This is a genomic window from Corynebacterium sp. 2571A (genome assembly GCF_055700935.1).
The window spans coordinates 226061-250998 of record NZ_JASTTE010000005.1 but is presented as its reverse complement, the minus strand read 5'-3'; the positions used below and the strand labels follow the sequence as shown (position 1 = coordinate 250998).

The 24938-nt window shown below is 66.2% G+C and carries 21 protein-coding genes; 7 read left to right on the top strand and 14 right to left on the bottom strand.

Going from position 1 to position 24938, the window contains the following annotated elements; all coding sequences use genetic code 11:
- Positions 1 to 15 precede the first annotated feature (15 nt).
- The 3 genes from pstC to mshD all read right to left on the bottom strand — a co-directional run bounded on the left by pstC (position 16) and on the right by mshD (position 3625).
- Entirely contained in the window at positions 16 to 1092 is a 1077-nt protein-coding gene (gene pstC, locus QQS53_RS11245; protein ID WP_472775902.1) for a phosphate ABC transporter permease subunit PstC, read from the bottom strand.
- A gap of 167 nt (positions 1093 to 1259) precedes the next feature.
- A complete protein-coding gene (gene pstS, locus QQS53_RS11240) occupies positions 1260 to 2357 on the bottom strand; it encodes a phosphate ABC transporter substrate-binding protein PstS (protein ID WP_472775901.1) in 1098 nt (365 codons plus the stop codon).
- Between the two features lie 338 nt (positions 2358 to 2695).
- Entirely contained in the window at positions 2696 to 3625 is a 930-nt protein-coding gene (gene mshD, locus QQS53_RS11235) for a mycothiol synthase (RefSeq protein WP_472775900.1), read from the bottom strand.
- 32 nt (positions 3626 to 3657) lie between these two features.
- Here mshD and QQS53_RS11230 point away from each other — a divergent pair, with 32 nt between their 5' ends.
- Complete coding sequence (locus QQS53_RS11230; RefSeq protein WP_472775899.1) at positions 3658 to 4476, top strand: LmeA family phospholipid-binding protein; 819 nt, start codon at positions 3658 to 3660, stop codon at positions 4474 to 4476.
- Between the two features lie 6 nt (positions 4477 to 4482).
- Here the strand turns inward: QQS53_RS11230 and QQS53_RS11225 are convergent, their stop codons facing one another.
- On the bottom strand, positions 4483 to 5535 hold the full coding sequence (locus QQS53_RS11225; RefSeq protein ID WP_472775898.1) for a diacylglycerol/lipid kinase family protein: 1053 nt from the start codon (positions 5533 to 5535) through the stop codon (positions 4483 to 4485).
- Between the two features lie 93 nt (positions 5536 to 5628).
- Here QQS53_RS11225 and QQS53_RS11220 point away from each other — a divergent pair, with 93 nt between their 5' ends.
- Entirely contained in the window at positions 5629 to 6357 is a 729-nt protein-coding gene (locus QQS53_RS11220; RefSeq protein ID WP_472775897.1) for a heme-binding beta-barrel domain-containing protein, read from the top strand.
- 9 nt (positions 6358 to 6366) lie between these two features.
- Here QQS53_RS11220 and QQS53_RS11215 read toward each other — a convergent pair whose 3' ends face one another.
- Positions 6367 to 7212, bottom strand: coding sequence for an aminodeoxychorismate lyase (locus tag QQS53_RS11215; protein ID WP_472775896.1), 846 nt, complete (start codon positions 7210 to 7212; stop codon positions 6367 to 6369).
- Positions 7213 to 7274: 62 nt separating this feature from the next.
- Here QQS53_RS11215 and ygfZ point away from each other — a divergent pair, with 62 nt between their 5' ends.
- Together ygfZ and QQS53_RS11205 are read left to right on the top strand one after the other, a co-directional pair.
- Complete coding sequence (ygfZ, locus tag QQS53_RS11210; RefSeq protein ID WP_472775895.1) at positions 7275 to 8336, top strand: CAF17-like 4Fe-4S cluster assembly/insertion protein YgfZ; 1062 nt, start codon at positions 7275 to 7277, stop codon at positions 8334 to 8336.
- A 195-nt stretch (positions 8337 to 8531) separates the two neighbouring features.
- On the top strand, positions 8532 to 8741 hold the full coding sequence (locus QQS53_RS11205; RefSeq protein ID WP_210400087.1) for a DUF3073 domain-containing protein: 210 nt from the start codon (positions 8532 to 8534) through the stop codon (positions 8739 to 8741).
- A gap of 73 nt (positions 8742 to 8814) precedes the next feature.
- On the opposite strand, the gene purM is transcribed toward QQS53_RS11205, so the two are convergent.
- From purM to QQS53_RS11190, 3 genes are all read right to left on the bottom strand, one after another.
- Positions 8815 to 9876 (bottom strand): phosphoribosylformylglycinamidine cyclo-ligase, encoded by a 1062-nt coding sequence (gene purM / locus QQS53_RS11200; RefSeq protein ID WP_448871858.1) that lies wholly within the window; start codon positions 9874 to 9876, stop codon positions 8815 to 8817.
- 30 nt (positions 9877 to 9906) lie between these two features.
- Positions 9907 to 11415, bottom strand: a complete 1509-nt coding sequence (gene purF / locus QQS53_RS11195; protein ID WP_472775894.1) for an amidophosphoribosyltransferase — start codon at positions 11413 to 11415, stop codon at positions 9907 to 9909.
- Positions 11416 to 11484: 69 nt separating this feature from the next.
- Positions 11485 to 11880 (bottom strand): sterol carrier family protein, encoded by a 396-nt coding sequence (locus QQS53_RS11190; protein ID WP_472775893.1) that lies wholly within the window; start codon positions 11878 to 11880, stop codon positions 11485 to 11487.
- Between the two features lie 170 nt (positions 11881 to 12050).
- Between QQS53_RS11190 and QQS53_RS11185 the strand changes: the two genes are divergently transcribed.
- Positions 12051 to 13001 (top strand): acyl-CoA thioesterase, encoded by a 951-nt coding sequence (locus QQS53_RS11185; RefSeq protein WP_448871852.1) that lies wholly within the window; start codon positions 12051 to 12053, stop codon positions 12999 to 13001.
- A gap of 134 nt (positions 13002 to 13135) precedes the next feature.
- On the opposite strand, the gene trhA is transcribed toward QQS53_RS11185, so the two are convergent.
- On the bottom strand, positions 13136 to 13837 hold the full coding sequence (gene trhA / locus QQS53_RS11180) for a PAQR family membrane homeostasis protein TrhA (RefSeq protein ID WP_448871850.1): 702 nt from the start codon (positions 13835 to 13837) through the stop codon (positions 13136 to 13138).
- A gap of 127 nt (positions 13838 to 13964) precedes the next feature.
- On the opposite strand from trhA, the gene QQS53_RS11175 reads away from it, so the two are divergent.
- On the top strand, positions 13965 to 15017 hold the full coding sequence (locus QQS53_RS11175; protein ID WP_472775892.1) for an alpha/beta hydrolase: 1053 nt from the start codon (positions 13965 to 13967) through the stop codon (positions 15015 to 15017).
- Between the two features lie 138 nt (positions 15018 to 15155).
- Here the strand turns inward: QQS53_RS11175 and purL are convergent, their stop codons facing one another.
- The 3 genes from purL to purS are packed head-to-tail and all read right to left on the bottom strand — an operon-like array spanning position 15156 to position 18355.
- Positions 15156 to 17426, bottom strand: coding sequence for a phosphoribosylformylglycinamidine synthase subunit PurL (purL, locus tag QQS53_RS11170; RefSeq protein ID WP_472775891.1), 2271 nt, complete (start codon positions 17424 to 17426; stop codon positions 15156 to 15158).
- Positions 17427 to 17435: 9 nt separating this feature from the next.
- On the bottom strand, positions 17436 to 18113 hold the full coding sequence (gene purQ / locus QQS53_RS11165; RefSeq protein ID WP_472775890.1) for a phosphoribosylformylglycinamidine synthase subunit PurQ: 678 nt from the start codon (positions 18111 to 18113) through the stop codon (positions 17436 to 17438).
- Positions 18113 to 18355 (bottom strand): phosphoribosylformylglycinamidine synthase subunit PurS, encoded by a 243-nt coding sequence (gene purS, locus QQS53_RS11160; protein ID WP_070768624.1) that lies wholly within the window; start codon positions 18353 to 18355, stop codon positions 18113 to 18115. The genes purQ and purS overlap by 1 nt, the downstream gene beginning before the upstream one ends.
- Before the next feature lie 320 nt (positions 18356 to 18675).
- Here purS and QQS53_RS11155 point away from each other — a divergent pair, with 320 nt between their 5' ends.
- A complete protein-coding gene (locus QQS53_RS11155; protein ID WP_472775889.1) occupies positions 18676 to 21411 on the top strand; it encodes an ExeM/NucH family extracellular endonuclease in 2736 nt (911 codons plus the stop codon).
- Here the strand turns inward: QQS53_RS11155 and QQS53_RS11150 are convergent.
- Positions 21408 to 22091, bottom strand: a complete 684-nt coding sequence (locus QQS53_RS11150; RefSeq protein ID WP_472775888.1) for a DUF2334 domain-containing protein — start codon at positions 22089 to 22091, stop codon at positions 21408 to 21410. The two genes, QQS53_RS11155 and QQS53_RS11150, sit on opposite strands and share 4 nt — an antisense overlap.
- Before the next feature lie 46 nt (positions 22092 to 22137).
- Positions 22138 to 24276 (bottom strand): S9 family peptidase, encoded by a 2139-nt coding sequence (locus QQS53_RS11145; protein ID WP_472775887.1) that lies wholly within the window; start codon positions 24274 to 24276, stop codon positions 22138 to 22140.
- Positions 24277 to 24938: the final 662 nt, after the last annotated feature.

Here is a 24938-nt window from a genome sequence, read left to right as displayed (position 1 = left end):
TTTATCCTCACTCTTCTACTTCTTGGAGACGATCGCGCGGGCAATAGCGTTGACGATGAACGTCAGCAAGAACAGCACCAGACCGGCGGCGATGTAGGCGCCCGCCTTAATCGGGTTGTTGAACTCCGGTGCCGCGTTCGCAATCGCGGTCGCGAAGGTGGTACCGCCATCGAACAGGGAGAAGCGGAACTCGGACGACGGGCCGACGACCATGTACAGGGCCATGGTCTCACCGAGCGCGCGACCCAGACCCAGCATGGCGCCAGAGATGTAGCCCGACAGGCCGAACGGCAGAACGGTCATGCGGACGACTTCCCAGCGGGTAGCGCCCAGGGCGAGGGCGGACTCGACCTGCCCCTTCGGGGTCTGGACGAAGACCTCGCGCGCGGTTGCGGCGATAATCGGCAGAATCATCACGGCCAGGACAATGCCACCGGTGAACATGTTGCGGGCGGTGGCGAACGACGGCGAGTTCTCGTAGACGGTGAAGAGGAAGAACCCACCGGCCCAGCTGTGAATCCACTCGTAGAATCCCGAGAGCACCGGGCCCAGGACCAGCCAGCCCCACAGGCCGTAAACGATGGACGGGACGGCGGCCAGCATGTCGACCAAGAAGCCCATCGGCTTGACCAGGCGCGCCGGCGCGTAGTTGGACAGGAAGATGGCCACGCCCAATGCCACCGGCATGGCGATGATGAGAGCCAGCACCGACATGGTGACCGTCGCGGCGAACAGGTTCGGGATACCGAAGTACATTTCGTCCACGTTGGACGTGTCCCACGGACCCGTGTAGGTGAAGAAGCCGAGGTAGCCTTCGGCGTTGCGGTTCAGCGCGGGGACGGCACGGATAATCAGGAAGATGCCGATAGCCGCAATGAAGACGGTGATAAGGGTGGCGGACGCCGTGGATAAAATCTCAAAGACGCGATCGCCCGGGCGCTTAACGCCGCCGGTCTTCACGCCCTCGGAAGCGCCCTGGGGTTCGTTGTCGGGTTGGCCCGCGGCGGTGGTCGTAGCCACGGAGTGGCCTTCCACGTTGCGGTCGTCGTCGAGCTTCTTATGCTCACCCGTTGTCGAGTTGTACTCAGCCATGTGGCGGGGATCCTTCAACTTGTAGGGTTTTTACGTGTGTCACATCATCCCGCTTAACGGGAAGAACCCCCGACGGCGTAGAAAGCGGCCGGCGGGGGAAATTCAACCATCTGGAGCACCACCCCGCGCTTCGTGCGGGACGATGACCCAGTCAGTATGAGGATGCTTTAGGACGCCTGAATCTCGTCGACAGCCGTCTTCAGGCGATCCAGGTGAGCGCCGGAGACCGGGATGTGGCCGGCCTCGGTCAGACCCTCATCCTGGTGATCCAGAGCGGTCTTCAGGAACTCCTTCAGCAGGGCTGCCTCGGACTCGTCGTAGCCAGCGGAGCAGACAATCTCGTAGGTGGTCAGGATGAGCGGGTAGGACCCCTCATCGGAGGAGGAGAACAGGGCCTCGGAGTTAACAACCATGTCGTTGCCCTCGGTCTCGAACTCCAGGTTCTCCAGAGCGGTACCGACGGTCTCCTCGGACAGCTCGGTCGGGCCGGCACCGAAGTCGATCTTGGCGACGCCCAGGCCAGCCTGCTCAGCGTGAGAGTGCTCGACGTAGGTGATGCCGCCGTCGATGCTGGAGACCTGGGTAGCAACACCGGAGGAGCCGTTGGCACCCTCGCCTACCTCGGTCGGGAAGTTCTTGCCGCCTTCGTTGTCCCACTCTTCGGTGGCGTCGTGCAGGAACTTCTGGAAGTTGTCGGAGGTACCGGACTCGTCGGAGCGGTAGACCACAGAGATGCGGGTGTCCGGCAGGTCAACGCCCTCGTTGTCAGCCTGGATGGCCTCATCGTTCCATTCGGTGATGTCACCCTTGAAGATCTTGGCAACGTTCTCGGTGGAAAGGTTCAGCTCGTCAACACCCTCCAGGTTGTAGGCGATAGCAACCGGGCCGATGACGAACGGCAGGTGCCAAGCGTCGTTGCCGTTGCAACGATCCTTAGCAGCGTCGACCTGCTCCTCCTCCAGCGGGGAGTCGGAACCGGCGAAGGTGACCTGGCCATCGACGAACTGAGTACGGCCGGAGCCGGAGCCGGTGGCGTTGTAGGCCAGGCTAGCGTCGCCGCCAGTAGCTTCCTGGAACTTGGAAGCAAAGTAGTCCATAGCGTTTTGCTGGGAGGAAGCGCCCTCACCAGTCAGCTCGCCGGAAACCTCGGTCTCGCCCTCAGCGGAGGAGTCGGAGGAGTCAGAGTCGTTGCAGGCGACCAGAGCGGTAGAAGAAGCCGCGATGATGCCGAAGATTGCAGCGGTGCGCTTGAAATTGCGAATCACGGGAAACCTTTCCTGTGGAGATCAGATTCAACTTGATTGTCCGAGCACCTTTACCCGCGTGCTTCCACCCCATGGGACGGTGGAGCCGGGCTGACCTCCAGCGCGGTGGAACTGGCCTTTAAGCGGTGAACTAGTCCGCAGCGCAGTGCCTCCGAGCCGTGAAGGCCTGGATACTCACAACGCTTAAAGCTATCCAGTCTTGGTTAACCCGAAAGGTGCCTTTCGGTTAACACTGAGTTAACAATCGTCCCACCGCAGGTGATTCTACTCACCTTTCACGTTTCACTGTGTTCTTCGCCTGGTTGTGGTTTGGATTTGGTCTGGTTTTCAGGCTGTCCCTAGCGGTTCTGCACGCCGTAGACGCAGTGGCGCTCGGCCACCTCGAAGCCCGCCTTCTCGTAGGAGCGCACGGCCGCCGCGTTGTCCGCCTCCACGTACAAAATCACCTTGTCAGCGCCCTTGTCCTGCATGCGCTGCAGGCCCAGCGCCAGCAGCGGACGGGATAGCCCCTTGCCCCGGTAGGAGCTGGCCAGACCGATGACGTAGACCTCGCCGAAGGACTCGTCCTCCTCGGTGGTTGCCGGGGAGTGCCATTTGGTCCAGTGGAAGCCGGCCAGCGTCGGTTCCGCGCCGCGGGTATCCCACAGGAAGAGCACGTCCGCAGGGTCGAACCAGGAGTTGTCCTTGCCGCGCTCCAAGCGCTCGGCGTCCCAGCCGCCCTGCTCCGGGTGCCAGCTAAACGCCTCGTTGTTGACCGCCAGCCAGGCTCGGTCCACGGCAGCGGCCCCCAAGCGTTCGGCGGCCGCCGGGTAATCCAGGGCCTGAAGTCCCGGCGCGTCGTCGGCAGAAAAGGCCGCGGCGCTGGACAACGGTTCCCCTTCAACTGCCATGACCAAAAGCTCGCGCTCTACCTCCCGGCCCGCGGCGGCAGCCAGGTGCTGGGCCGCCGGCAGGTTGCCGTGTGCCCAGACCGGGCGATCGCCAAGCTCGGCCAGCAGGGCCTTGCCCCCGCCGTGGCCGCGGAAGTCGGGGGCGACGAAGAGCTCGGCGCTGTCGCCGTCGTCAGCCGCCGCCCCGGCCAGGTCCTCACCCACCCAGAGCAGGGTATGGGTATGGCCCAGGCGGGCATCCGCCAGCCCCGCCAGGAACTGCTCGGACAGGGGTGCCACCCCGTCGGCTTGGGCGGCGTCGCGCGCTAGGGCGGCTACGGCGCGGGCCGTGGCGGCATCGTCGGGCAGGTGCGTGGTCTTAGTGCTAGTCGCTGTCATGGTTTCCAGGATAGTTTGCAACAATGGAACATGTGACTGACGTTGTTGTGCCCGCCCGCGCCCGCAAGCCGCTTGCCTGGTTGTTGGGCATCGCCGCGGTGGGCGGAAGCCTGTTCGTGGTGGACTCCGGCTTCGCCATGCATGCGGAGCACTCCATTTCCCAGCGGGTCAAGGAAGAATCCAAGCTGGAAAACTCCCCCGAGGTCTTCGTCGGGGGCATGCCCTACCTGGGGGCGGCGGTAACCAACGAGATCCCGCTGATCGAGGTCAAGTCCCTCGACGTGGAGGTCCCCCACCTAGGGATGATCAACGCGCAGACCACCCTACGCGATATCACCGTCGCCGCCGACCAGCTGACCAGCGGCAACTTCGCCGGCGCCCCGGTGTCCACCTTCTCGCGCGCCATCACCCTGGACGGGGTGGCGCTCGGGCGCCTGCTGGACATCACTGACTTGTCGATTGCCAACCCGGACAACATCTCGCCTACGGGCGGCATGGCCTCCGAGGCCGAGCTCAGTGGCACCGTCGCCGGCGCGAAAGAGCCCACCCGGGTGCGCGTGACGCTGCGGCTAGTCGGCGAGCGCTTCTACATGCGCCCGGTGGAGATCCTGGAGCTGGCCGCGGGCACGAGCGAAGAAGAGGCCACGAAGGCCTTCGAGTTGGAGCTGGATACCCGGCAGCTGCCGCTGCCCGCCCAGGCCACCGCCGTGCGCCTGCAGGGCGGCGGCATCACCTTCGAGACCCAGCGCCGCAACACCCACCTGCAGCCCGGGCAGCTCGCCCCCATCGAGATCGCCGGGGACTACGACTCCGACGGGCGCGAGGTCAACGACGAGAATTCCGGCGCCTAGCCGCGCCTACTTAATCCGGATCAGATCCCGCAAGATCTCCTTGAGGCTGCGCTTGTGCGGCTCGCCGGCCTCCTGCGGGGCGAAGACCTCGAGGGCGTCCGGCACCGACTTGAGCTGTACCCGGGTGTGCGTGCCCTCGGATTCCCCGTCCGCCTGGAAGCGGTGCGGGGTCGGGCAGCTCAGCGTCACCGCGGTGGCGTCGTCGAATTGCAGGGTGCGCGCGCTGGTGACCTTGTTGAGCCAGCGGCGGTGATCCACGCCGATGAGGTGCAACATGCCCACCAGGCCGGACACGCCCTGCAGGCTGCTCAGGCCGAACAGACCCAGTCCTTCGTCGAAGGAGTTGCGCGGGTTGGTCACCATGGGCAGCGGGCCCAGGAAAGTCCACGGGTTGGTATTCGAGGCCAGCATCAGGGGCACGTTCTCGTGCTCCCAGCGCTGCCCGTCGCGGCCTTCCGCGACCACGTTGATGCGCGGCGGCCGGCGCAGCGCGCGGGTATAGGCGCGCACCCCGATGGCCAGGTATCGCAGCGGGGTGGCCGCAAAGCCGCGCTCGCGGGCGCGGTCCACGCGCGCCAGGACGTCGGCGTCCAGGCCGAAGCCCGCGTTCACCGCGAACCAGCGCTCGTCCCAGGTGCCCAGGCAGATGGTGCGGGTGCTGTGGCGGTCAAGCAGCCGGGCCAGCACGTGGGTCGCGTCCACGGCGCCGGCGGGAAAGCCCAGCGCGCGCACGAAGACATTCGCCGAGCCGGTCGGGATGATAGCCAGCACGGGCAGGTCCTCCGGGCGGGGTTGCTGCCCAGAGCCTGCGGAGTCTTTGACCGTGCCGAGTAGGCCGTTGACGATCTCGTTGACGGTGCCGTCGCCGCCCATGGCGATGACCGCGTCGAAGTCTGCGCGGCGCATGCCGGCCACCATCTGCTCCGCATGCCCCGGGTACTGGGTCATCCGGGCCTCCATGGACAGCCCGGGCACCGACCGCAGGGCCGGCACGACCTGCCGCAGCAGGCCGGCGTTCTGGCTCGTGGAGTTCGGGTTCAGGATTAATAGGACACGCACACACCACACTCTATCGACCTGGGCCGGGTTTCGCTGGCTTTCTCCCCCGCCCAACCACGCAGTGCCGACGCGCAGTTAGCTAGGATCGAGGGCATGACTGAGCGAAACGAACACTCCGAAAACCCCGAGAACACCACCCCGGCGGGCGAGCCGGCCCCGGACACGGCTGCCGATGCCGCCGCGGCGAACACCGGCTCCAATGGCAAGCTCAACGGCAACGCCGCCGTGAACCACGCCGCCGAGGCCTGGAAGGACGCCTCGGCGCGCAACATCCCGGCCCCGGACTTCGCCGAGATCCCCGTCTCGGAGGACACCGCCAACCTGCGCCAGGGCCCGTCCCTGCACGACGGCCTGCTGGCCCTCCTGCCGCTGGTAGGCGTGTGGCAGGGCGAGGGCCAGGCACACGGCACCGACGGCAACGAGTACACCTTCGGCCAGCGCCTGATTATCGCCCACGACGGCGAGAACTACCTGTCCTTTAGCTCCCGGACCTGGAAGATCGACTCCGATGGCAACCCGGGCGAGGCCGACGTGCGCGAGTCCGGCTTCTGGCGCATCTCCCCGAAGGACGAGATCGAGATGACCTACACGTCCTCGACCGGAATCGTCGAGATCTTCTACGGCGAGCCCTTCAACGAGCGCGCCTGGCAGCTCGAGTCCGCCTCGACCATGGTCACCGAGACCGGCCCGAAGAACCTGGGCCCGGGCAAGCGCATGTACGGGCTGATGCCCAACAACAACCTGGGCTGGGTCGACGAGCGCCTCGTCGACGGCGAGATGCGCCCGTACATGTCCGCCGAGCTTTCCCGCGTCGCCGGCTAGCTTCTCGCGCTACGCCGCCACCGCGGCGTCGATAAGCGCGCGGATCTCCTTCTCGTTGTCCGGGGCCGCCAGCTTGGTCCCGTTCAGCGAGCGGACGCGCACCCCGGTGCGCACCGAGGAAACCAGCCAAACCGAGTCCGAGCGCTGCAGGTAGCCCAGGTCCATCTCCTTGGCCTTGCAGTTATAACCGCGCTCCTCGGCCAGCGCGAACAGCGCCGCCTGCGTGGTGCCCGGCAGAATCCCCGGGGCCTTGGGCGTGCGCAGCTTCTTACCGCGCACCGCCACGACCGTCGAGGTCGCCCCCTCCAGCACCAGCCCGCTGTCCGGGTGGGTATAGATGACGTCGTCGTAGCCGTCGTGGCGGGCCTGCCGCAGCGTAGCCAGCGTCGCGGCGTAGTTCAGGGTCTTGGCCAGCACCTTGTCATCGGCCTGCCAGCGCCGCGGGGTGGCCCACACGCGCACCCCCTTCGCCCGCTGGGTCAACACGTCCGCGCCGATGGGCTGGACCGCCACCCACGCCGTGGGTACCCCGGTCGAGGCCCGCCCCCGCGAATAGGTCCAGGTGCACTTAGCCTCCTCCGCGTCGAATTCGTTCGCGGCCAGCGCGGTGGCCTCCAGCCACTTGTCCAGGCACGGTTCCGGCAGCCCGAGGGCGCGGGCGGAGCGGGCGAAGCGCTGCGCGTGCCGCTCGACGTTTTTGGCCTCCCCGCCCCTAATGAGCAGGGACTCAAAGACCCCGTCGCCCCGCGTGACGGCCGCGTCGTCCCAAAAGACCAGCGGCAGCGTGGGGTTGTGGCGGCGGATCGAACCCCCGAAGGGCTCGACCACGTAGATTACGGGCGCAGGTTGTAGCATGCCCATAATTATGCCCCGTTGGGCCTAGCCAAGCAGGCGAATGGCGCGTTACGATGGCAAGTGTGAGTTATTCTTCTGTTCTTCTTCAGCGCCCCGGCGCTGCCGAATTCCAGTCAGAAACACCGCTTGATGCCGCCGGGGTCGCGTGGCATTACGGAAACCCGCTGGGCGAACAGCGCGCCGCCCAGTCCGGCCCCATCGCCGTCGACCGCAGCCACCGCCGTTTCGTGCAGGTCAGCGGCCAGGACTCCGCGGAGTTCCTAAACAACCTCCTGTCGCAGAAGCTGGACGATGTCCCCGTGGGCTACAGCGCCACGGCCCTCGACTTGGACATCCAGGGCCACATCCTGCACCAGGCGGATATCGCCCGCACGGCCGAGGGGTTCTTCCTCGATCTGCCCGCGGGCCAAGCAGACAGCCTACGCGATTTCCTGACCAAGATGGTCTTCTGGTCCCAGGTAGAAATCGCCGAACCCGACTACGCCCTGCTGACGGTCCTGGGCGACGGGGAAGTCTCCACCCCCTCCTCCACCGTCTTTAGCCGGGACGTCGACTGGCCGGGGATCCGCCGCCGCGACATCGTCGTGCCTCGCGCGGAGCTGGCCAGCGCCGTCGGGGAGCTGGAAGCGGCCGGGGCCACCCTGGCCGGGCTGATGGCGTATACCGCCGAGCGCATCCGCGCCCGCGAACCGGAGCTGGCCGTGGACTTGGACAACAAGTCCATCCCCCACGAGGTCCCGCAGTGGATCGGCCGCGGCGAGCACGCCGGCGCCGTGCACCTGAACAAGGGCTGCTACCGCGGGCAGGAGACCGTGGCGCGCGTAGAAAACCTCGGCCGCTCTCCCCGCCTGCTAGTGCTGCTGCACCTGGACGGCTCGGCCCCGCAGCTGCCCGAACCGGGATCCGAAATCACCTTCTCCGGGCGCCGCGTCGGGCGGATGGGCTCTCTCGTCGACGACTGCGACTTCGGCCCCATCGCCCTAGGCTTGGTCAAGCGCTCCGCCCTGGATGCCGGGCAGCTGACCATCGGCCAGGCGGCCGCCAACCTGGATCCGGATTCCATTCCCACCTCCGAGGGGCCGAAGGCCGGGCGCGCGGCCATCAACAAGCTGCGCGGCAAGTAGAGCCACCCGTTTACGGGCCTAGTGGGAAAAACCTTTAAGTCTCTCACTAGGCCATTTGCCCTGCCTTAGGGGGTCGTGCGGAATTTTTTTGACGTACAGGCTATTGTGTCTTACAGGAAGATACTCAAATGACAAGCCGATGGGGCCATCCGAAACCCTGGATCGTGCCCTACACACCTCAAGGGGGTCATGCACATGGGACGCGGACGCGCGAAGGCAAAGCAGACCAAAGTTGCACGCCAGTTGAAGTACAATTCTCCGGAGATGGACTTGGATTCGCTCCAGCGCGAGCTAGCCTCCAAGAAGCCGGGCGATGGATGGGGCCGAGAGGATGAAGAAGACGACCGCTACGAAGACCCATACGCCGACTACATCGACGACTGGGACGACGAAGACAAAGGTTAACCCCTAAAAACGCCACTACGCCGCCGGCGACCAGGACTTGGTCACCGGCGGCGTAGGTGTATATGGTGGGCGATTAGAAGTTCGGGTGGTTGCCGCTCACGACGACGCGGGGCTCGCCCTCGGCGGACTTGCGCACCTCGCCCAGCTCCCAGGCATCCAGGTGGCGGGCGGTGAGCATGGCCAGCGCTCGGTCGCGGTCCTCGGCGGAGACCACCGCCACCATGCCGACGCCCATGTTGAAGGTCTTTTCCATCTCGGACAGCTCGACCTTGCCTACCGAGGAGATGGTGCGGAAGATCTGGCCCGGGGTCCAGGTGGAGCGGGCCACGTGCGCGGTCAGCCCCTCCGGGATCACGCGCTCCAGGTTGCCGGCCAGGCCGCCGCCGGTGACGTGGCAGAACGTTGCCACGTGGCACTCCGCGGCCAGCGCCAGGCAGTCCTGGGCGTAGATGCGGGTCGGGATGAGCATCTCCTCTCCCAGGGTGCGGCCGAGCTCGTCCATGTAACCGTCCAGCGGCAGTCCGGCCTGCTCGAGCAGGACGTGGCGGGCCAGGGAGTAGCCGTTGGAGTGCAGGCCGGACGAGCCCATGGCGATGAGCACGTCGCCGTCGCGGACCTTGTCCGGGCCCAGCACGCTATCGGCCTCGACCACGCCCACGGCGGTGGCGGAGACGTCGTAATCATCGACCTCCATCACGCCGGGGTGCTCGGCGGTCTCGCCGCCCAGCAGCGCGGCACCCGCCTGCACGCAGCCCTCGGCGATGCCGGCCACGATCTCCGCGACCTTTTCCGGAACGACCTTGCCGACGGCGATGTAGTCCTGCAAAAACAGCGGCTCGGCGCCGCAGACCACCAGGTCGTCGACGCACATGGCCACCAGGTCGATGCCGATGGTGTCGTGCTTGTCCATCGCCTGGGCCACTGCCAGCTTCGTGCCCACGCCGTCCGAGCCCGCCGCCAGGATGGGTTCCTTGTAGTCGCCGAGCTTGAACAGGCCCGCGAACCCGCCCAGGCCGCCCATGACCTCCGGGCGGGTCGCGCGCTTTGCGTGCGGGGCGAACAGCTGGACAGCGCGGTCGCCGGCGGCGATGTCCACACCGGCGGCGGCGTAAGTGTTGTCAGTCGTATCGGTCATAGCGAAAGTTTCATTCCTTGGGGGTCTTTTTTAAGAGTTCTGGCTCATAAGCGTACGCACGGCATCCGCGTTGGGGTTGCCGGCCGGCAGGCCCAGCGGGTAGTGGCCGTCGAAGCAGGCGGCGCACAGCTGGCTGCGCGGCTGCTCGGTCGCCGCGATCATTTCATCCACGCTGACGAAGCCCAGGCTGTCGGCGCCGATGGCCTCGCAGATGGTCTGGCAGATGACCTCCGGGTCATCGCTCGGCGCGACGTTGGCGATGAGCTCGCCCGGGGAGGCAAAATCGATGCCGTAGAAGCACGGCCACTTCACCGGCGGGGAGGCGATCCGCACGTGGACCTCGGCGGCTCCGGCCTCCCGCAGCATGCGGATGAGGGCGCGCTGGGTGTTGCCGCGGACGATGGAGTCATCCACCACCACCAGCTTCTTGCCGGCGATGACCTCCTTGAGCGGGTTGAGCTTGAGCCGGATGCCCAGCTGGCGCAGGGTCTGCGTGGGCTGGATGAAGGTGCGGCCCACGTAGGCGTTTTTCACCAGGCCGTGGGCGAAGGTGATGCCGGATTCGCGGGCGTAACCGACCGCGGCCGGGTTGCCAGACTCCGGCACCGGGATGACCAGGTCGGCGTCCTCCGCCGGGAACTGGCGGGCCAGGCGGCGGCCGATATCCACGCGGGTCTCGTTGACCGAGCGCCCGGAGATATGGGTATCGGGCCGGGCCAGGTAGACGTATTCGAAGACGCAGCCGTGGCGGGTGGGCTCGACGAATTTCTCGGAGCGGATCCCCGTCTCATCAATGGCGACGAGCTCGCCCGGTTCGATTTCCCGGATGAACTGCGCGCCCACGATATCAAGCGCGCAGGTCTCGGAGGCGACCACGAAGCCCTGCGGCAGGCGGCCCAGCGCCAGCGGGCGCACGCCGTGGCCGTCGCGCGCGGCGTACAGGGTATGGCCGTCGGTAAAGGTCAGGCAGAAAGCGCCCTGAACGCGGGGCAGCAGTTGGCGGGCGGATTCAAAGACGGAGGTTTCGTCATTGACGCCGTCGCCCAGCAACATGGACAGGCACATCGAGTCGGAGACCGACTCCTCGTGCGGCTTAATCAGCCCGCGGTCCACGGCTTCCTGGCGCAGTTCCAGGTAGTTGACCAGGTTGCCGTTGTGACCGAGCGCGATATCCACCCCGTTGGAGGACGCGCCGAACATCGGCTGCACGTTGGACCATTCCTTGCCACCGGCGGTGGAATAGCGGGTGTGCCCGACGGACACGTTGCCCTGCAGGGAGCTCAGGATGGACTCGTCGAAGATATTGGCCACTAGCCCCATGTCTTTGAAAACCACCAGGCGGTCATCATCCCCGACCGCCATGCCGGCGGCCTCCTGGCCGCGGTGCTGGAGGGCGAAAAGCCCGAAATAGGTAAGCTTGGAAACCTCTTCTCCCGGGGCCCAGACGCCAAAGACGCCGCATTCTTCCCGCGGAGAGGTCTCGCCGTGATCGTCGAGATTAGTGAGGCCAGTTGTCTGAAGTGATTTGACGGCTTCCACGCCGGTTATCTTAGTCGTTTCGCCAGCCCGGTACTAATGCCCGGCCGCCTTGGTGCCCGCTTGCGCGGCTTAGCGGCCCAGCGGGATGACGGGCAGCCACTCCGCGATCTCCGCCGCGCGGGAGCCGGAAGCATCAACCTGCCCTGCGTCGACGGCGGCTTGCCAGCTGGTATGCCCGGTGGCCAAGCGCAGCCACGTGTGCGGATCCGTCTCCACGACATTGGGTGGGGTGCCGCGGGTGTGGCGCGGTCCCTCAATACACTGGACGGCCACGAACGGGGGTACCCGCAGCTCCACCGAGTGCCCCGGCGCGTCCTGCTCCACCAGCCGGGCCGTGTTGCGCACCGCCTGCGCCAGCGTGGCCCGCGCCGGCCGCCGCGCGGAGTCCGGGTTTTCTTTCTGGATCCACTCTGCCAAAGCCACGACGGCCGCGCGCGCCGCGGCGGGATCTGCCTTCTTTGCCATGCCGCCCAGTCTAGTCCCCGCCACCCCGGCGCTGCCTGCGCGCACCCTTGCGGCAGTCCGCGACGCCACGTGCCCTAATCCTTCCTCCCGCCCTGGTAGCTTTATATATTATGACCACTACTCCGCAGACGCAGGATGCTCTCAAGTCCCCGCAAATCACCCTTCGTTTCATGGCTTCGCCCACTGATGTCCTCATGGCTGGCGCCCAGGGCATCAGCGGCGGCCGCGTTCTGGAATGGATCGACAAGGCCGCCTACGCGTGCGCGGTCCAGTGGTCCGGTCAGTACTGCGTGACCGCTTACGTAGGCCACATTCACTTCACCCGCCCCATCCCCTCGGGCCACATCGTGGAGGTCCGCTCCCGCATTGCGATGACCGGCCGGTCGTCCATGCACATCGTCAACGAGGTGCTCTCCGCGGACCCGCGCGACGGCATCTTCACCCGCGCCTGCGACTGCCTGGTCATCTTCGTGGCCAAGGACGCCGAAACCAACAAGTCGACCCCGGTGCCCACGTTCACCCCGGAAAACGACGAGCAGCGCCGCGTCGCCGAGGCCGCCCAGTCCCGTATTGAGCTGCGCAAGGCCATCGAAGAGGAGATGGAACAGCAGACCTACGAGGGCCCGTCCTACGCCCCGCGGCTTGTAAACCGCTTTCTGGCCAAGCCGACGGACGTCAACTGGGGCGGCAAGGTCCACGGCGGCACCGCCATGGAGTGGATCGACGAGGCCGGCACCGCCTGTACCATGGAATGGTCCGGTGAGCACACCGTGGCCGTCTACGCCGGCGGCATCCGCTTCTACCGCCCGATTGCCATCGGCGACCTCATCGAGGTCGACGCCCGCATGATGCGCACCGACAACCGTTCGATGCAGATGTCCATCCACGTGCGCGCCGGCAACCCGCGCGGCGGCCGCAACAACCTGGAGACCGCCATCCACGCCACCGTGGCCTACATGGCCATCGACCGCGACTTCCAGCCACAGGCCGCCCGCCAGTTCACCCCGGTCACCGACGAGGACAAGCGGCTGGCCGAGCACGCCAACATCCTGCGGGAGTTACGCGGCAAGTACTCCCCCAAGCCCCTCATCGTCGCGCCCAACAACCAGCACATCGACTAAGCCCCCGCCCCAGCAGTCAGCGCCCGGCAGCCAGCGCTAGGACCGGCAATTCGTCCGAGTTTCTCGTCCCCTGGCGGTTCTTCGGCCCCGGTGGCCCTGTCTTCACTATTTATATTAGCGGCCCGCCCGGGCTTTTAGCCGGCACCAACGACCACCATCCACACGGCGACCAGGTGGACCGCGGCGGCCGCGATTGTCGCGGTGTGGAAATGCTCGTGGTAGCCGTAGATGCGGGCGTTACGCCCCGGCCACTTGAATCCGTAGACCACCGCGCCTAAGGAATAGACTAGGCCGCCGGCAAACAGCAACCAGACCACCGCGGGGCCTTCCTGCCGCCACAGGGTCGGGATGAGCGGGACTATCAACCAGCCGAGCACCAGGTACACGGCCACGGATAGCCAGCGCGGGTGCTCCACCCAGACCAGGTTAAGTATTACGCCAGCTACCGCTCCGCCCCAGGCCACCCCGAGCAGGATCCACGCCGTCGCGCCGTCGAAGGCGATAAGGGACAGCGGCGTATAGGTCGCCGCGATGAACACGGCAATGGTGGCGTGATCTGCCCGCCGCCACCACTGCACGGCCCGGAAACTGCCCCACGGCCAACGGTGGTAGGTTGCGGAGACCGCGAATAGCCCGACCAGGCACACCCCGTAGACCGTCACGCCCATAGCCGGCGCCCAGCTCAGCGTCATCCAGGAATATGTAATGAGCACGGTGGCGGCAACTAGGGCAGCCAGGGCGGCGAAGACGTGCCCCCACCCGCGGGTAAGCGGGCGCGGGCCACGGTCGGCCACCAGCCTGGTCCGTTCGACTATGCCGTCCTGTACCGGCGCCATTTTTCCTCCTCGCAAGACTCAACCGACGTTGTGACCGCCGCTGCTAGCCGTAGTATAACCTACGGTCGCGTAACCCAAGGCTGTGAAAATCCTTCGAATTCCTTGCTATATGCGTTATAGTCGAACGGTGTTTAAATCTGTCTCTCTCCGCCGCCCCCGTGCGCTAGCCGCCGCCTTCGCCGCGGTCGCCGCCCTGGGGTTCGGCCTCGCCAGCCCTGCCACCCCGTCTGCCCAGGCCCAGTCGAGCCTCATCGACGGCTCCTTCCAGCTGCCCGGCAACCAGAGCAAGCAGCCCTGGTTGGGCAACCAGCCGAAGATCGTGAACAAGCGCCACGTCAACGGCAACTTCTGGAAGGTGGACGTGTGGTCCCCGGCCAACCGCGCCGTTATCACCAATAACGTGCTGCTGCCCGGCGGCGACCAGCCGCGCGGCTCCTTCTACCTGCTGCCCGGAATCCAGGGTGGCGAGCAGGGCATGAACTGGATGAGCCACACCGACATCGGCCCGTGGTTCGCCGGCAAGAACGTCAATGTGGTCATGCCCATCGGCGGCGCTTATTCCCTCTACACCGACTGGAATACCGCGGATCCCATCCTGGGCGTTAACAAGTGGAACACCTACATGACCCACGAGCTTCCGCCGCTCATCGACGCCGAATTCCACGGCAACGGCCGCGACGCTATCGCCGGCCTGTCCTCCACCGGCGCCGCCGCCCTCGACATCGCCGGCCACGCCCCGCAGCGCTTCCGCGCCGCCGCCTCCTACTCCGGTTGCCCGGTCCGCTCCGGCGCCCTGGGATGGCCGGTCTCCAGCATCATGATGGCCGCCGGCGGCGGCTCTTCCGTCAATGCCTGGGGCCTGCCCGGCTCCCCAGCCTGGGCCGACCACGATCCCAACGCCCAGCCGCACCGACTGCGCGACGTCAAGGTCTTCGTTGCTTCCGCCTCCGGCACCCCCGGCCCCATAGACGGCAACTACGGCCCCGCCCAACACCTGGGCCCGTCCGCGACCGAGAAGGTTGCCAACGAGTGCACCAATATCTACACCCGCACCGCCCGCGCAGCCGGCGTCGACGTCAACCGCTACTACACCAACACCGGCTCCCACTCCTTCCCGCTGTTCTCCCACCAACTCAAGGTCAGCTGGGCACAAACCATCCAGCCGACCATCGGCGGCTAAAGCGGCCGCCCCGGGCGGGGTTAGCCGCGCAACGCTAAAGCGTCTTAAGCGCCCTTTCTACACCCCGCATACGGTCGATTGGCCCCACGAAAAATGCCTCACACCGCGTACCACGGTGCGAGGCATTTTCTGTCGGCCCTATTCCACCACGGAGTTCGCCCCCACGGCGTGGCCGAAGAGGTCGGGCAGGGTGGCGGACCAGGCGTCGACCAGCTGGGTCAGCGGGACGGCGGTCTGGCCCAGGATGAGGCTGTCCACCGCGGTGGTCTTGCCAACCTGGGCGGCCGGGATGCCCAGCTCCTGGGCGCGCTGGAGGACCGCGTCCGCCTTGTCCTTGGTCGTGGCGACCAGGGCGCGGGAGGCGGACTCGGAGAACGCGGCGACGAACTCGTCGTCGTGCACGGCGGCCAGATCGAGCTCGACGCCGACGCGGTTGCGCTTGGCCATCTCGAACGCGGTGACGGCCAGGCCGCCCTCGGAGACATCGTGGGCCGCGGTGAGGTCGGAGTTGCCGTGGAAGAACTCGGCCAGCTTGGCCTCGTTAGCCAGGTCCACCTGCGGCGGCAGGCCGGACAGGCCCTTGCCGGAGACCTGCTGCCAGATGGAGCCGCCGAATTCGTCCTGGGTGGAGCCCAAGAGGATGAGGACCTCGTCCTCAGCCGTGCCCAGGTGGTGGCCGATGGAGTCGGCGACGTCGTCGATAACGCCTAGCACGCCGACGACCGGGGTCGGCAGGATGGGCTCCTCCCCAGTCTGGTTGTAGAAGGAGACGTTGCCGCCGGAGACCGGGATGCCCAGCTCGACCGCGCCGTCGGCCAGGCCGTGGACGGCCTGGCGGAACTGCCACATCACGTCCGGGTTTTCCGGGGAACCGAAGTTCAGGCAGTTGGTGACGGCCACCGGGCGGGCGCCGGTCACCGCGACGTTGCGGTAGGCCTCGGCCAGGGCCAGGCGCGCGCCCATGTTCGGGTCCAGCTTGGTGTAGCGGCCCGAGGCGTCCGCGGAGACGGCGACGCCGCGGCCGGTCTCCTCGTCGATGCGCAGCACGCCGGCATCCGCGTGGTGCGATTGCACCGTGTTGCCGCGGACGTAGCGGTCGTACTGGTTGGTAATGAAGTCACGAGAGCACAGCGCCGGGGAGGACACCAGCTGGAGGAGGGCATCTCCCAGCGGGGCGTGATCCACGCCGCCGAAGTCCTGCAGCTCGTCCTGCCACTCCGGGCGGGCGTAGGGGCGCTCGTAGACCGGGGCTTCGTCGGCGATGGTGCCGGCCGGGGCGTCCACGACGACCTCGCCCTGGTGGCGGATGACCAGGTGCTTGCCGGTGGTGACCTCACCAATCTCGGCGCAGGTGACGTCCCAGTGCGCACAGATCTCGCGGAAGCGCTCCACGTTCTCCGGGGCCACGACCGCGCACATGCGCTCCTGAGACTCGGAAGCCAGGATTTCGGCGGCGGTCATGTGCTCGGCGCGCAGCGGGACCTCGTCCAGGTTGATTTCCATGCCGCCGTCGCCGGAGGCGGCCAGCTCACTGGTGGCACAGGCCAGGCCGGCGCCGCCCAGGTCCTGGATGCCGACCACCACGCCGGCGTGGTAGAGGTCCAGGCAGCACTCGATGAGGACCTTCTCCGCGAAGGGGTCGCCCACCTGGACGGCCGGCAGCTTGCGCTCCGCGCCGTCCTCGAAGGTGTCAGAAGCCAGCACGGACACGCCGCCGATGCCGTCCAGACCCGTGCGGGAGCCAAACAGCATGACCTTGTTGCCGGTGCCGGAGGCGAAGGCCAGCTTCAGGTCCTCGACCTTCAACGTGCCCACGCACAGGGCGTTGACCAGCGGGTTGCCTGCGTAGGACTCATCAAAGACGGTCTCGCCCCCAATATTGGGAAGACCCAGGCAGTTGCCGTAGCCGCCGATACCTTCGACCACGCCCGGCAGGACGCGCTTGGTATCCGCGGCATCGGCTGGGCCGAAGCGCAGCTGGTCCATGACCGCGATGGGGCGCGCGCCCATGGCCATGATGTCACGGACGATCCCGCCCACGCCGGTGGCCGCGCCCTGGTAGGGCTCGACGTATGACGGGTGGTTGTGGGACTCCACGCGGAAGGTCACCGCGTTGCCGTCCCCGATGTCGACCACGCCGGCGTTCTCGCCGATACCGGCGAGGATCTTCTCCCCCATCTCTTCGGTCATGGTCTGGCCGAAGTAGCGCAGGTGCGTCTTCGAGGACTTATACGAGCAGTGCTCCGACCACATCACGGAGTACATGGTCAGCTCGGCATCGGTCGGCCTACGCCCCAGGATGTCCTTGATGCGCTGGTATTCGTCGTCCTTGAGCCCCAGCTCGCGGAAGGGCTGTTCCAGGTCCGGGTCCTGCTGGGCCTGGGAGACGGTGTCATTGTGTACGGTCATGTGCGCCTCCTAAACTGCGGCCGTCACGGCGTTGATAGCGGATACAAAAAGACCCAGGCCGTCGGTGGACGGCCCGGTAAGCGGATCGATGGCGTGCTCGGGGTGCGGCATCAGCCCCACGACCCGGCCGGTCTCGTTGGTAATACCGGCGATCGCGTTGACGGACCCGTTGTAGTTGTCCGTGTAGCGGAAAACCACGCGGCCTTCCTTCTCCAGCTCCTCGACGGTCTCCGCGGCGGCCTGGAAACGGCCCTCGCCGTGCTTGGCCGGGATGAGGATCCGCTGGCCAGCCTCAAACTCGCTGGTCCAGGCGGTCTGCGCGTTCGCGACCTCCAGGTAGGTGTCGGTGCAGTGGAAGTGCAGCCCCTGGTTGCGGGTCAGCGCCCCGGGCAGCAGGCCGGCTTCAGTCAGGATCTGGAAGCCGTTGCAAATGCCCAGCACCGGCATGCCCTTGTGGGCGGCGTCGACGACCGAGCGCATGACGGGCGCGAGGGCGGAAATCGCCCCGGAGCGCAGGTAGTCGCCGTAGGAAAAGCCCCCGGGGACCACGACCGCGTCCACGCCACGCAGGTCGGCATCAGCGTGCCAGAGGTTTTCCACCTCGGCGCCGGCCCGGCGCGCGGCGCGGGCCGCGTCAACGTCGTCGAGCGTGCCCGGGAAAGTAATTACTCCGATCTTGGCGGACACTACTTGACCTCCAGCCCGGTGACCTCGTAGTCCTCGATGACGGTGTTGGCCAGCAGGGTGGCCGCGACCTTCTCCAGCTCCTCGGCCGTCACGGAGTCCGCGACCTCCAACTCGAAGCGCTTGCCCTGGCGGACATCGCTGACCCCTTCAACCCCAATCCGACCCAGCGCGCGGACAACAGCTTGCCCCTGCGGATCCAGAATCTCGGCCTTCGGCATGACATTGACAACTACACGAGCCATTAAATTTCCTTACTGTGCTCACGGCTAGGTCTGCGCGCACTAGTTTAGCCTGCCTAGGGCCGCAAAACCTACCCATCCCAGCGGTCACCCCCACACCAATTCCTGCTCCCCCGATCGGGGCCGGAAAGTAAACACCGGGTATACCCGGCAAAGACGGAAACCAAAATCTAGGCCACACCTAGGCAAACCCCCTGCGGGCGTCGAACACGCGGCAGCGCTTACTCCCGCTAGTGTCCGCTCCGTGTTCTACAACTGAGGGTAATGCGCTCGGAACGCAGGAAATTGTCTGTCTTTCCCCCAACAAAGGTGGTTCGTTCCCTATGTCTTCTCCCCAGTTGTCTTCTCCCCAGTCCTCGCGGCGGGTGGCCCGCCGCCGCGGCGCGCTCGTGCTCGCGGCCGTCACCTCTACCGTTAGCGCCGGTCTCTGCGTCCCCGCAGCCTCGGCCGCCCCGGCCGGGGACAACGTCGTCATCTCCGAGGTCTACGGCGGCGGTGGCAACTCCGGCGCCGAGTACACCCACGACTTCATCGAGCTCTACAACCCGACGGATAGCGACATCAGCTTAGACGGCTGGAACGTCGAGTACTTCTCCGCCAAGGGCGGCTCCGGCGGCACCACCCAGCTGAGCGGGAAAATCCCGGCCGGGGCCCACTACCTCATCCAGCAGGCCCAGGGCAACGGCGGCAGCACCGCTTTGCCGGCTGCCGATGCCACCGGCAGCCTGGCCATGTCCGCCACCAAGGGCTCGGTCCAGCTCAGCGACGGCGCGGGCGAGGCGATCGACTTGGTGGGCTTCGGCGAGGCCAGCCTGTCCGAGGGCTCGCCGGCCCAGGCGCCGAACAACCAGACCTCGGTCCAGCGCGACGAGCACGGCACCGACACCGATGACAACTCAGCGGACTTCACCGCCGGCGCCCCCAGCCCGGCGGGCACCGGCGGAGGCGTGGCCCCGGAACCGGGCACTGATCCGGAGCCGCAGGATCCTCCCGCCGAGGGCGAGGTCGTGGCCATCGCCGATATCCAGGGCACGGGCCCGGCCTCCCCGCTGGTCGACCAGACCGTGACCACCGAGGGCGTCGTCACCGCCGTGTGGGAAGAAGGCGGCCTGAACGGCTACACCATCCAGACCGGCGGCGAGTCCGCGGCCGGCGAGGCCAGCCACGGCCTGTTCGTCTACGCCGGCAACGACGGCGAGTACCCGGAAATCGGCCAGTCCGTGCGGGTTACCGGCAAGGTCTCCGAGTACTACGGCAACACCCAGGTTTCGGCGCGCAACTTCACCGAGCTGGAGGAGCCGCTGGAGAAGGTCGAACCCATCGACATCGAGGAACTGCCCGCCGGCGACGAGGCCCGGGAGGCCTACGAGTCCATGCTGGTACTGCCCGGCACCCACACCGTGACCAACAACTACGCACTCAACACCTACGGCGAGGTCGGCTTGGCCGCGGGCCAAGACGCCCTGCGCCAGCCCTCCGATGTCCATGCTCCCTCGACGGATCCGAACTCCCCGCTCAAGCAGCTGGAAAAGGACAACGCCGAGCGCCTGGTCACCCTGGACGACGGCCGGACCCGCGACTACCTGAAGACCGACAAGGACACCCCGCTGCCGTATATCGCCCAGAACGGCGGCCAGACCATCAAGAGCCTGCGCACCACCGACCAGGTGGAATTCCAGCAGCCGGTCGTCGTGCACTACTCCCACGAGCAGTGGCGCTTCCAGCCCACCTCCCCGGTCACCGGCGAGACCGCCGGCGCGGATCTGCCGATTAGCTGGGAGGACTCCCGCGCCGCGGAGCTAAACGCCCTCGACGTGGGGGGCGACTACACCATCGGCGCCTTCAACGTCCTGAACTACTTCACCTCCCTGGGCGAGGAGTTCGGCGGCAGCTCCTACGACGACAAGGACGGCAACCCGGTCACCGTCAACCGCGGGACCACCCGCGGCGCCTACACCCAGAGCGCCTTCGAAGACCAGCAGGCCAAAATCGTCGCGGCCATCAACGGCCTGGACGCCGACGTCATCGCGCTGTCCGAAATCGAGGACACCTTCGGCGTGACCGGGGATCTCTCCCGCCGCGACGAGGCACTGAACCACCTCGTCGAGGAGCTCAACGCCGCGGGCGGAAACTGGAAGGCCGTCGCCTCCCCGTCCGAGGGCGTGCCGGAGGACGTCGACGTCATCCGCACCGCGTTCATCTACGACCCGGACCGCGTGCGCCCGGTGGGCGAGTCCCGCATCTTCAGCGACGCCCGCTTCACCGGTACCGCGCGTGAGCCTCTGGCCCAGGAGTTCGCCCCGGCTGGTGCCAGCGAGGACGCCGAGACCTTCGTGGCCGTGGCCAACCATTTCAAGTCCAAGGGTTCCGTAGTCAAGGATGACGCGGACCGCGGCGACGGCCAAGGCAACAACCCCAACGTGCGCAGCGCGCAGGCCCAGGCGGTCTTAGACCACCTGGCCAAGCAGCCGGACTGGCAGGACAAGGCCACCTTCGTCATGGGCGATCTGAACACCTACACGCGCGAGGAGGCCCTGGATATCTTCCGCAACCACGGCTACACCGTGCCGGCGGAGACCTTTGATGCCGATGCCTCCTACCAGTTCAGCGGCCTGCTCGGCTCCCTGGACCACGTCCTGGCCAACGGGGTGGCCAGCGAGCACGTCACCGACGCGCAGGTCTGGAACATCAACGCGGACGAGCCCGTCGCCTTCGAGTATTCGCGCCGCAACTACAACGCGGTCGACTTCTACGACGGCTCCCCGTTCCGCTCCTCCGACCACGACCCGGTCAAGGTCGGCTTCTCCCTCGGCGACGACGACGGCGCCGGCGAGGAAAACGATGGGGACGATAACAACGAAGACGACGACCAGGGCAAGCCGGCGGGTTCGGGGGATGCCGGCTCGAGTGGCTCCTCGGTGGGCGGCGCTATCGTGGCAGGGATCGCTGGCGTGGCCGCGATCCTGGGCATCGGTACCGCCCTGGCGGGTGGCCTGCGCGGCGTGCTGCCGATGTTGCCGGCGGATGTCCGCCGCGTCATCGAGCGCCTGCTGCCCTAGTTCGGCAGGAAGATGCTGTAGTCGGCCGGCTGCGCGCCGGCCGCTGCGGCCTTGTGCACGGCCTTGACGAAGTCCTTGACCACCTTCCGGTCGTCGAGGTTACGGCCGGACACGGACAGACGGACCGTGTTGCCGCGCTGGGCGGAGCGTTCCGCCGCGCGGATGATGTTGCGGCGCCACCACTTGGCCGCGCCGAAGCCCTCGCCGTAGGAGAGGTTGCGCGACTGGTAGAACTTCCCGGACTCCAGCTCGTGGATGCCGCGGGTAGACACGGCCACGTCGAAGCCGAAGGCCGGCAGCACCTTGAGGGTTCCCTCCGACATGCGCCAGCGCGGCGGGGCGAAGATGGTGGGACTAAAGCCGATCTTGCCCATCTGCCGGGTCGCACCGGCCAGCCGCAGCTTTGCTTCGTGCTCATCGAGGTTGGCGAATTCCGCGCGGCGGCCCTGGACGGCCTGATCGAAGCCGTTGAGAATCAGTACCCGGCCGGCGTCTGCTTGCTCTTTGACCCAGCCCTTCGTCTTGGAGTCCTTAGCCAAATGCCAATTGCCGTCAATGTGCGGGGCAATCAGAAGAGACACAGGAATCCCCTCGGCATCCAGGATGCGGAGGAGATTCGAGGCCTGTTTCCGGGTGTCGTCGAAAATACTGGAAATCGAAACCAGGAGGTGGCCATGCATAAGAAGTATTATCGCACAGCCTTCTAGGTTCCGCGCGTCGAGAACGCTACTCGGCACACCCCGTGGCCTGGTTAATGATCCAGGCGTATTCGAAGGCGTTCTGGCGCCACTTGTCGTAGCGACCGGACACGCCGCCGTGGCCGGCGACCATCTCCGTCTTCAGCAGGAACTGTCCGCCGCTGGCAACGGTGCGCAGCTTGGCAATCCACTTGGCGGGCTCCACGTAAAGCACGCGGGTGTCGTTCAGCGAGGTCGTGGCCAGGATGTTCGGGTAATCCTGCGCCGTGACGTTCTCGTACGGGGCGTAGCTGGCCATGTAGTCGTAGAAGGCCGGGTCGTGGTACGGGTCGCCCCACTCGTCCCACTCCACCACCGTGAGCGGGAGCTCCGGCATGAGCATGGAGGTCAGCGGATCGACGAAAGGCACGGCGGCCTGGATGGCGGTGAAACGGTCCGGGGCCATATTCGCCACCGCACCCATGAGCATGCCGCCCGCGGAGCCGCCTTCCGCTGCCAGCCGGTCCGGGCTGGTCAGGCCGCGGGCGATGAGATCATCGGCCACGTCGATGAAGTCGGTGAAGGTGCTCTTCTTCTCCATGAGCTTGCCGTGGTCGTACCAGCCACGGCCCATCTCCCCGCCGCCGCGGACGTGGGCGACGGCGAAAACCATACCGCGGTCCAGCAGCGACAGGCGGGTGACGGAGAACCCGGGGTCGACGCTGGTCTCGTAGGAACCGTAGCCGTAGAGCAGCATCGGCTGCGGCGCGGAGGTGTCCAGGTCCGCGCGGTGCACCACGGAGACGGGGATCTCCGTGCCGTCTTGCGCGGTGGCCCACAGGCGGTAGGCGGTGTAATCACTGGGCTCGTAGCCGCCCTGGACCTCCTGCTGCTTCAGCAGGGTGCGCTCGCCGGTGGCGACGTCGTACTGCAGGACCTGGGCAGGCTGCGTAAATGAGCCGTAGACCATGCGGATGACCGGGGTGTCCCACTCCGGGTTGCCGGTGGTGCCGGCGGTATAGATCTCCTCGTCGAAGTCGACCTGGGTGAACTCGCCGAGCCCCTCGCCCTCGGTCAGGGGCATGACGGCGATGCGTCCGATGCCGCCGCTGCGGTAGACCAGCACCAGCTGGTGCTGGTAGGTATCCACGCCCTCGATACGCACGTCCTCGCGGTGCGGGACCAGCACCTGGGTATCGCGCAGGGCGGGTAGGCCGGTGTCCTTCGTCAGCGCCGGGCAGACGGTGACCTCGAAGTTGGCGCCGGCGGCGTTGTGGGTGACGATCCAGCGGTCCTCGCCGTCGATGACGGCGTGGTCCACCTCGTATTCGACCCCGGATTCGCGCTCCCAAAGCAGCTGGAATTCGCCTTCCGGCTGGTCCTGCTCCAGCACCCAGAACTCCGAGGTGATCTTCGAACTGGAGACCAAGAACAGGTACTTGTCGCTGCGGGTGCCGCCCACTCCCACACTGAAGTGGGCGTCTTCCTCGTAGAAGATGCGCACGTCGTCTTCCTGCGGCGTGCCTACCTTGTGGCGCCACACGCTGTCGGCGCGCCAAGCCTCGTCGACGGTCTGGTAAAAGATGTAATCCTCGCCGACCCAGGTCGCGCCGTAGAACAGGCCAGTCAGGTGATCGTCGAGCAGTTCGCCCGTAGCCAGGTCCTTGATGCGCAGCTCGAAGCGCTCGTCACCGCTGACGTCGACGGAATAGGCCAGGTAGCGCCCCGAGGTCGTGATGGAAGAAGCCCCGAGGGAGAAGAATTCGTTGCCTTCGGCCAGCTCGTTCAGGTCCAGTAGCACCTCTTCGCCTGCCGGGCGGCCCTCCTTCGGGATGACGGGCGGGAACCACGGGTCCGCGCCTTCCTCAACCGGCAGGCGGCAGGACAGGCCGTAGCTTTTGCCCTCCTGGGAGCGACCGTAGTACCAGTAATCGCCCTGGCGCACGGGAACGGACATATCCGTTTCCTTGATGCGCGATTTAATCTCCTGGTAGATATTCTCGGTCAGCGTCTCCAAGTGCGCGGTCTGCGCCTTGGTGTAGTCGTTTTCCGCGTTAAGGTAGTCCAGCGTGTCCTGCGACTTCTTATCCCGCAGCCACTCGTAATCATCGACGAAAGTGCGGCCGTGGAATTGGCGCGAAATCGGACGGACGGGGGCTACCGGAGCATGCATGGATTCATCAGTCATAGGCCCCCATCCTACGTCACCGCGTCCCCCAGCCGGCGGGTCACTCCCGCCCGGAATCGCGCTGGTTGTCTTTAAGGATCCTGCCTAAGTAAAGAAATCCGAGCACCAGAATAAGGGGGACTGCTAGCCCGCCCACTACGGAAAGGATAAGAACAAGTATTTCCACAGTGAACCTTTCTTTTTATGCCTTGATAGTCACACATGCCCAGTTGCCTGGACCGTCACTAGTTTTGACCCGTCCGCAGAATTTGCTACCGGGATCCATATTCCGGTGAATTTCAAAAGTGTGCGAAACTCGGGCGGGGCTACATTTTGGCCCAAACGAATCCGACCCGGAGCGCCCATTCTCTCGATAAACGATCTCGAAGCCGTCAACGCATGCATTGCCTGAAGCGATTTCCGTCCCAGGGATATAAGAAACGCTGGCTTTCTCTACATGAACGCCACCACCCTTCACAAAAATTCGGTTCGAAGCCGCAACACCTCCGGGAGCCCAAGTCAACCCTTCCGCCGATCGAGTTTGGATCTTCCCATTCATCCTTTCCTGCGGCACATCCGAAGTCACCTCCGGTGCGGGGCCTCAGCTTCCAACACTTCATGTTCCTGTCCGCCCTCAGCACTAGCAGAGACCACACCGAAACCAAGTTGTGAAACTACAACAC

Bases quoted from the DNA above. Each gene is read 5' to 3' on its own strand.
- pstC (WP_472775902.1), bottom strand. From the start codon at position 1,092: ATGGCTGAGTACAACTCGACAACGGGTGAGCATAAGAAGCTCGACGAC.
- mshD (WP_472775900.1), bottom strand. From the start codon at position 3,625: ATGACAGCGACTAGCACTAAGACCACGCACCTGCCCGACGATGCCGCC.
- QQS53_RS11220 (WP_472775897.1), top strand. From the start codon at position 5,629: ATGACTGAGCGAAACGAACACTCCGAAAACCCCGAGAACACCACCCCG.
- QQS53_RS11215 (WP_472775896.1), bottom strand. From the start codon at position 7,212: ATGCTACAACCTGCGCCCGTAATCTACGTGGTCGAGCCCTTCGGGGGT.
- QQS53_RS11205 (WP_210400087.1), top strand. From the start codon at position 8,532: ATGGGACGCGGACGCGCGAAGGCAAAGCAGACCAAAGTTGCACGCCAG.
- purM (WP_448871858.1), bottom strand. From the start codon at position 9,876: ATGACCGATACGACTGACAACACTTACGCCGCCGCCGGTGTGGACATC.
- QQS53_RS11190 (WP_472775893.1), bottom strand. From the start codon at position 11,880: ATGGCAAAGAAGGCAGATCCCGCCGCGGCGCGCGCGGCCGTCGTGGCT.
- QQS53_RS11185 (WP_448871852.1), top strand. From the start codon at position 12,051: ATGGCTTCGCCCACTGATGTCCTCATGGCTGGCGCCCAGGGCATCAGC.
- trhA (WP_448871850.1), bottom strand. From the start codon at position 13,837: ATGGCGCCGGTACAGGACGGCATAGTCGAACGGACCAGGCTGGTGGCC.
- purL (WP_472775891.1), bottom strand. From the start codon at position 17,426: ATGACCGTACACAATGACACCGTCTCCCAGGCCCAGCAGGACCCGGAC.
- purS (WP_070768624.1), bottom strand. From the start codon at position 18,355: ATGGCTCGTGTAGTTGTCAATGTCATGCCGAAGGCCGAGATTCTGGAT.
- QQS53_RS11155 (WP_472775889.1), top strand. From the start codon at position 18,676: ATGTCTTCTCCCCAGTTGTCTTCTCCCCAGTCCTCGCGGCGGGTGGCC.
- QQS53_RS11150 (WP_472775888.1), bottom strand. From the start codon at position 22,091: ATGCATGGCCACCTCCTGGTTTCGATTTCCAGTATTTTCGACGACACC.
- QQS53_RS11145 (WP_472775887.1), bottom strand. From the start codon at position 24,276: ATGACTGATGAATCCATGCATGCTCCGGTAGCCCCCGTCCGTCCGATT.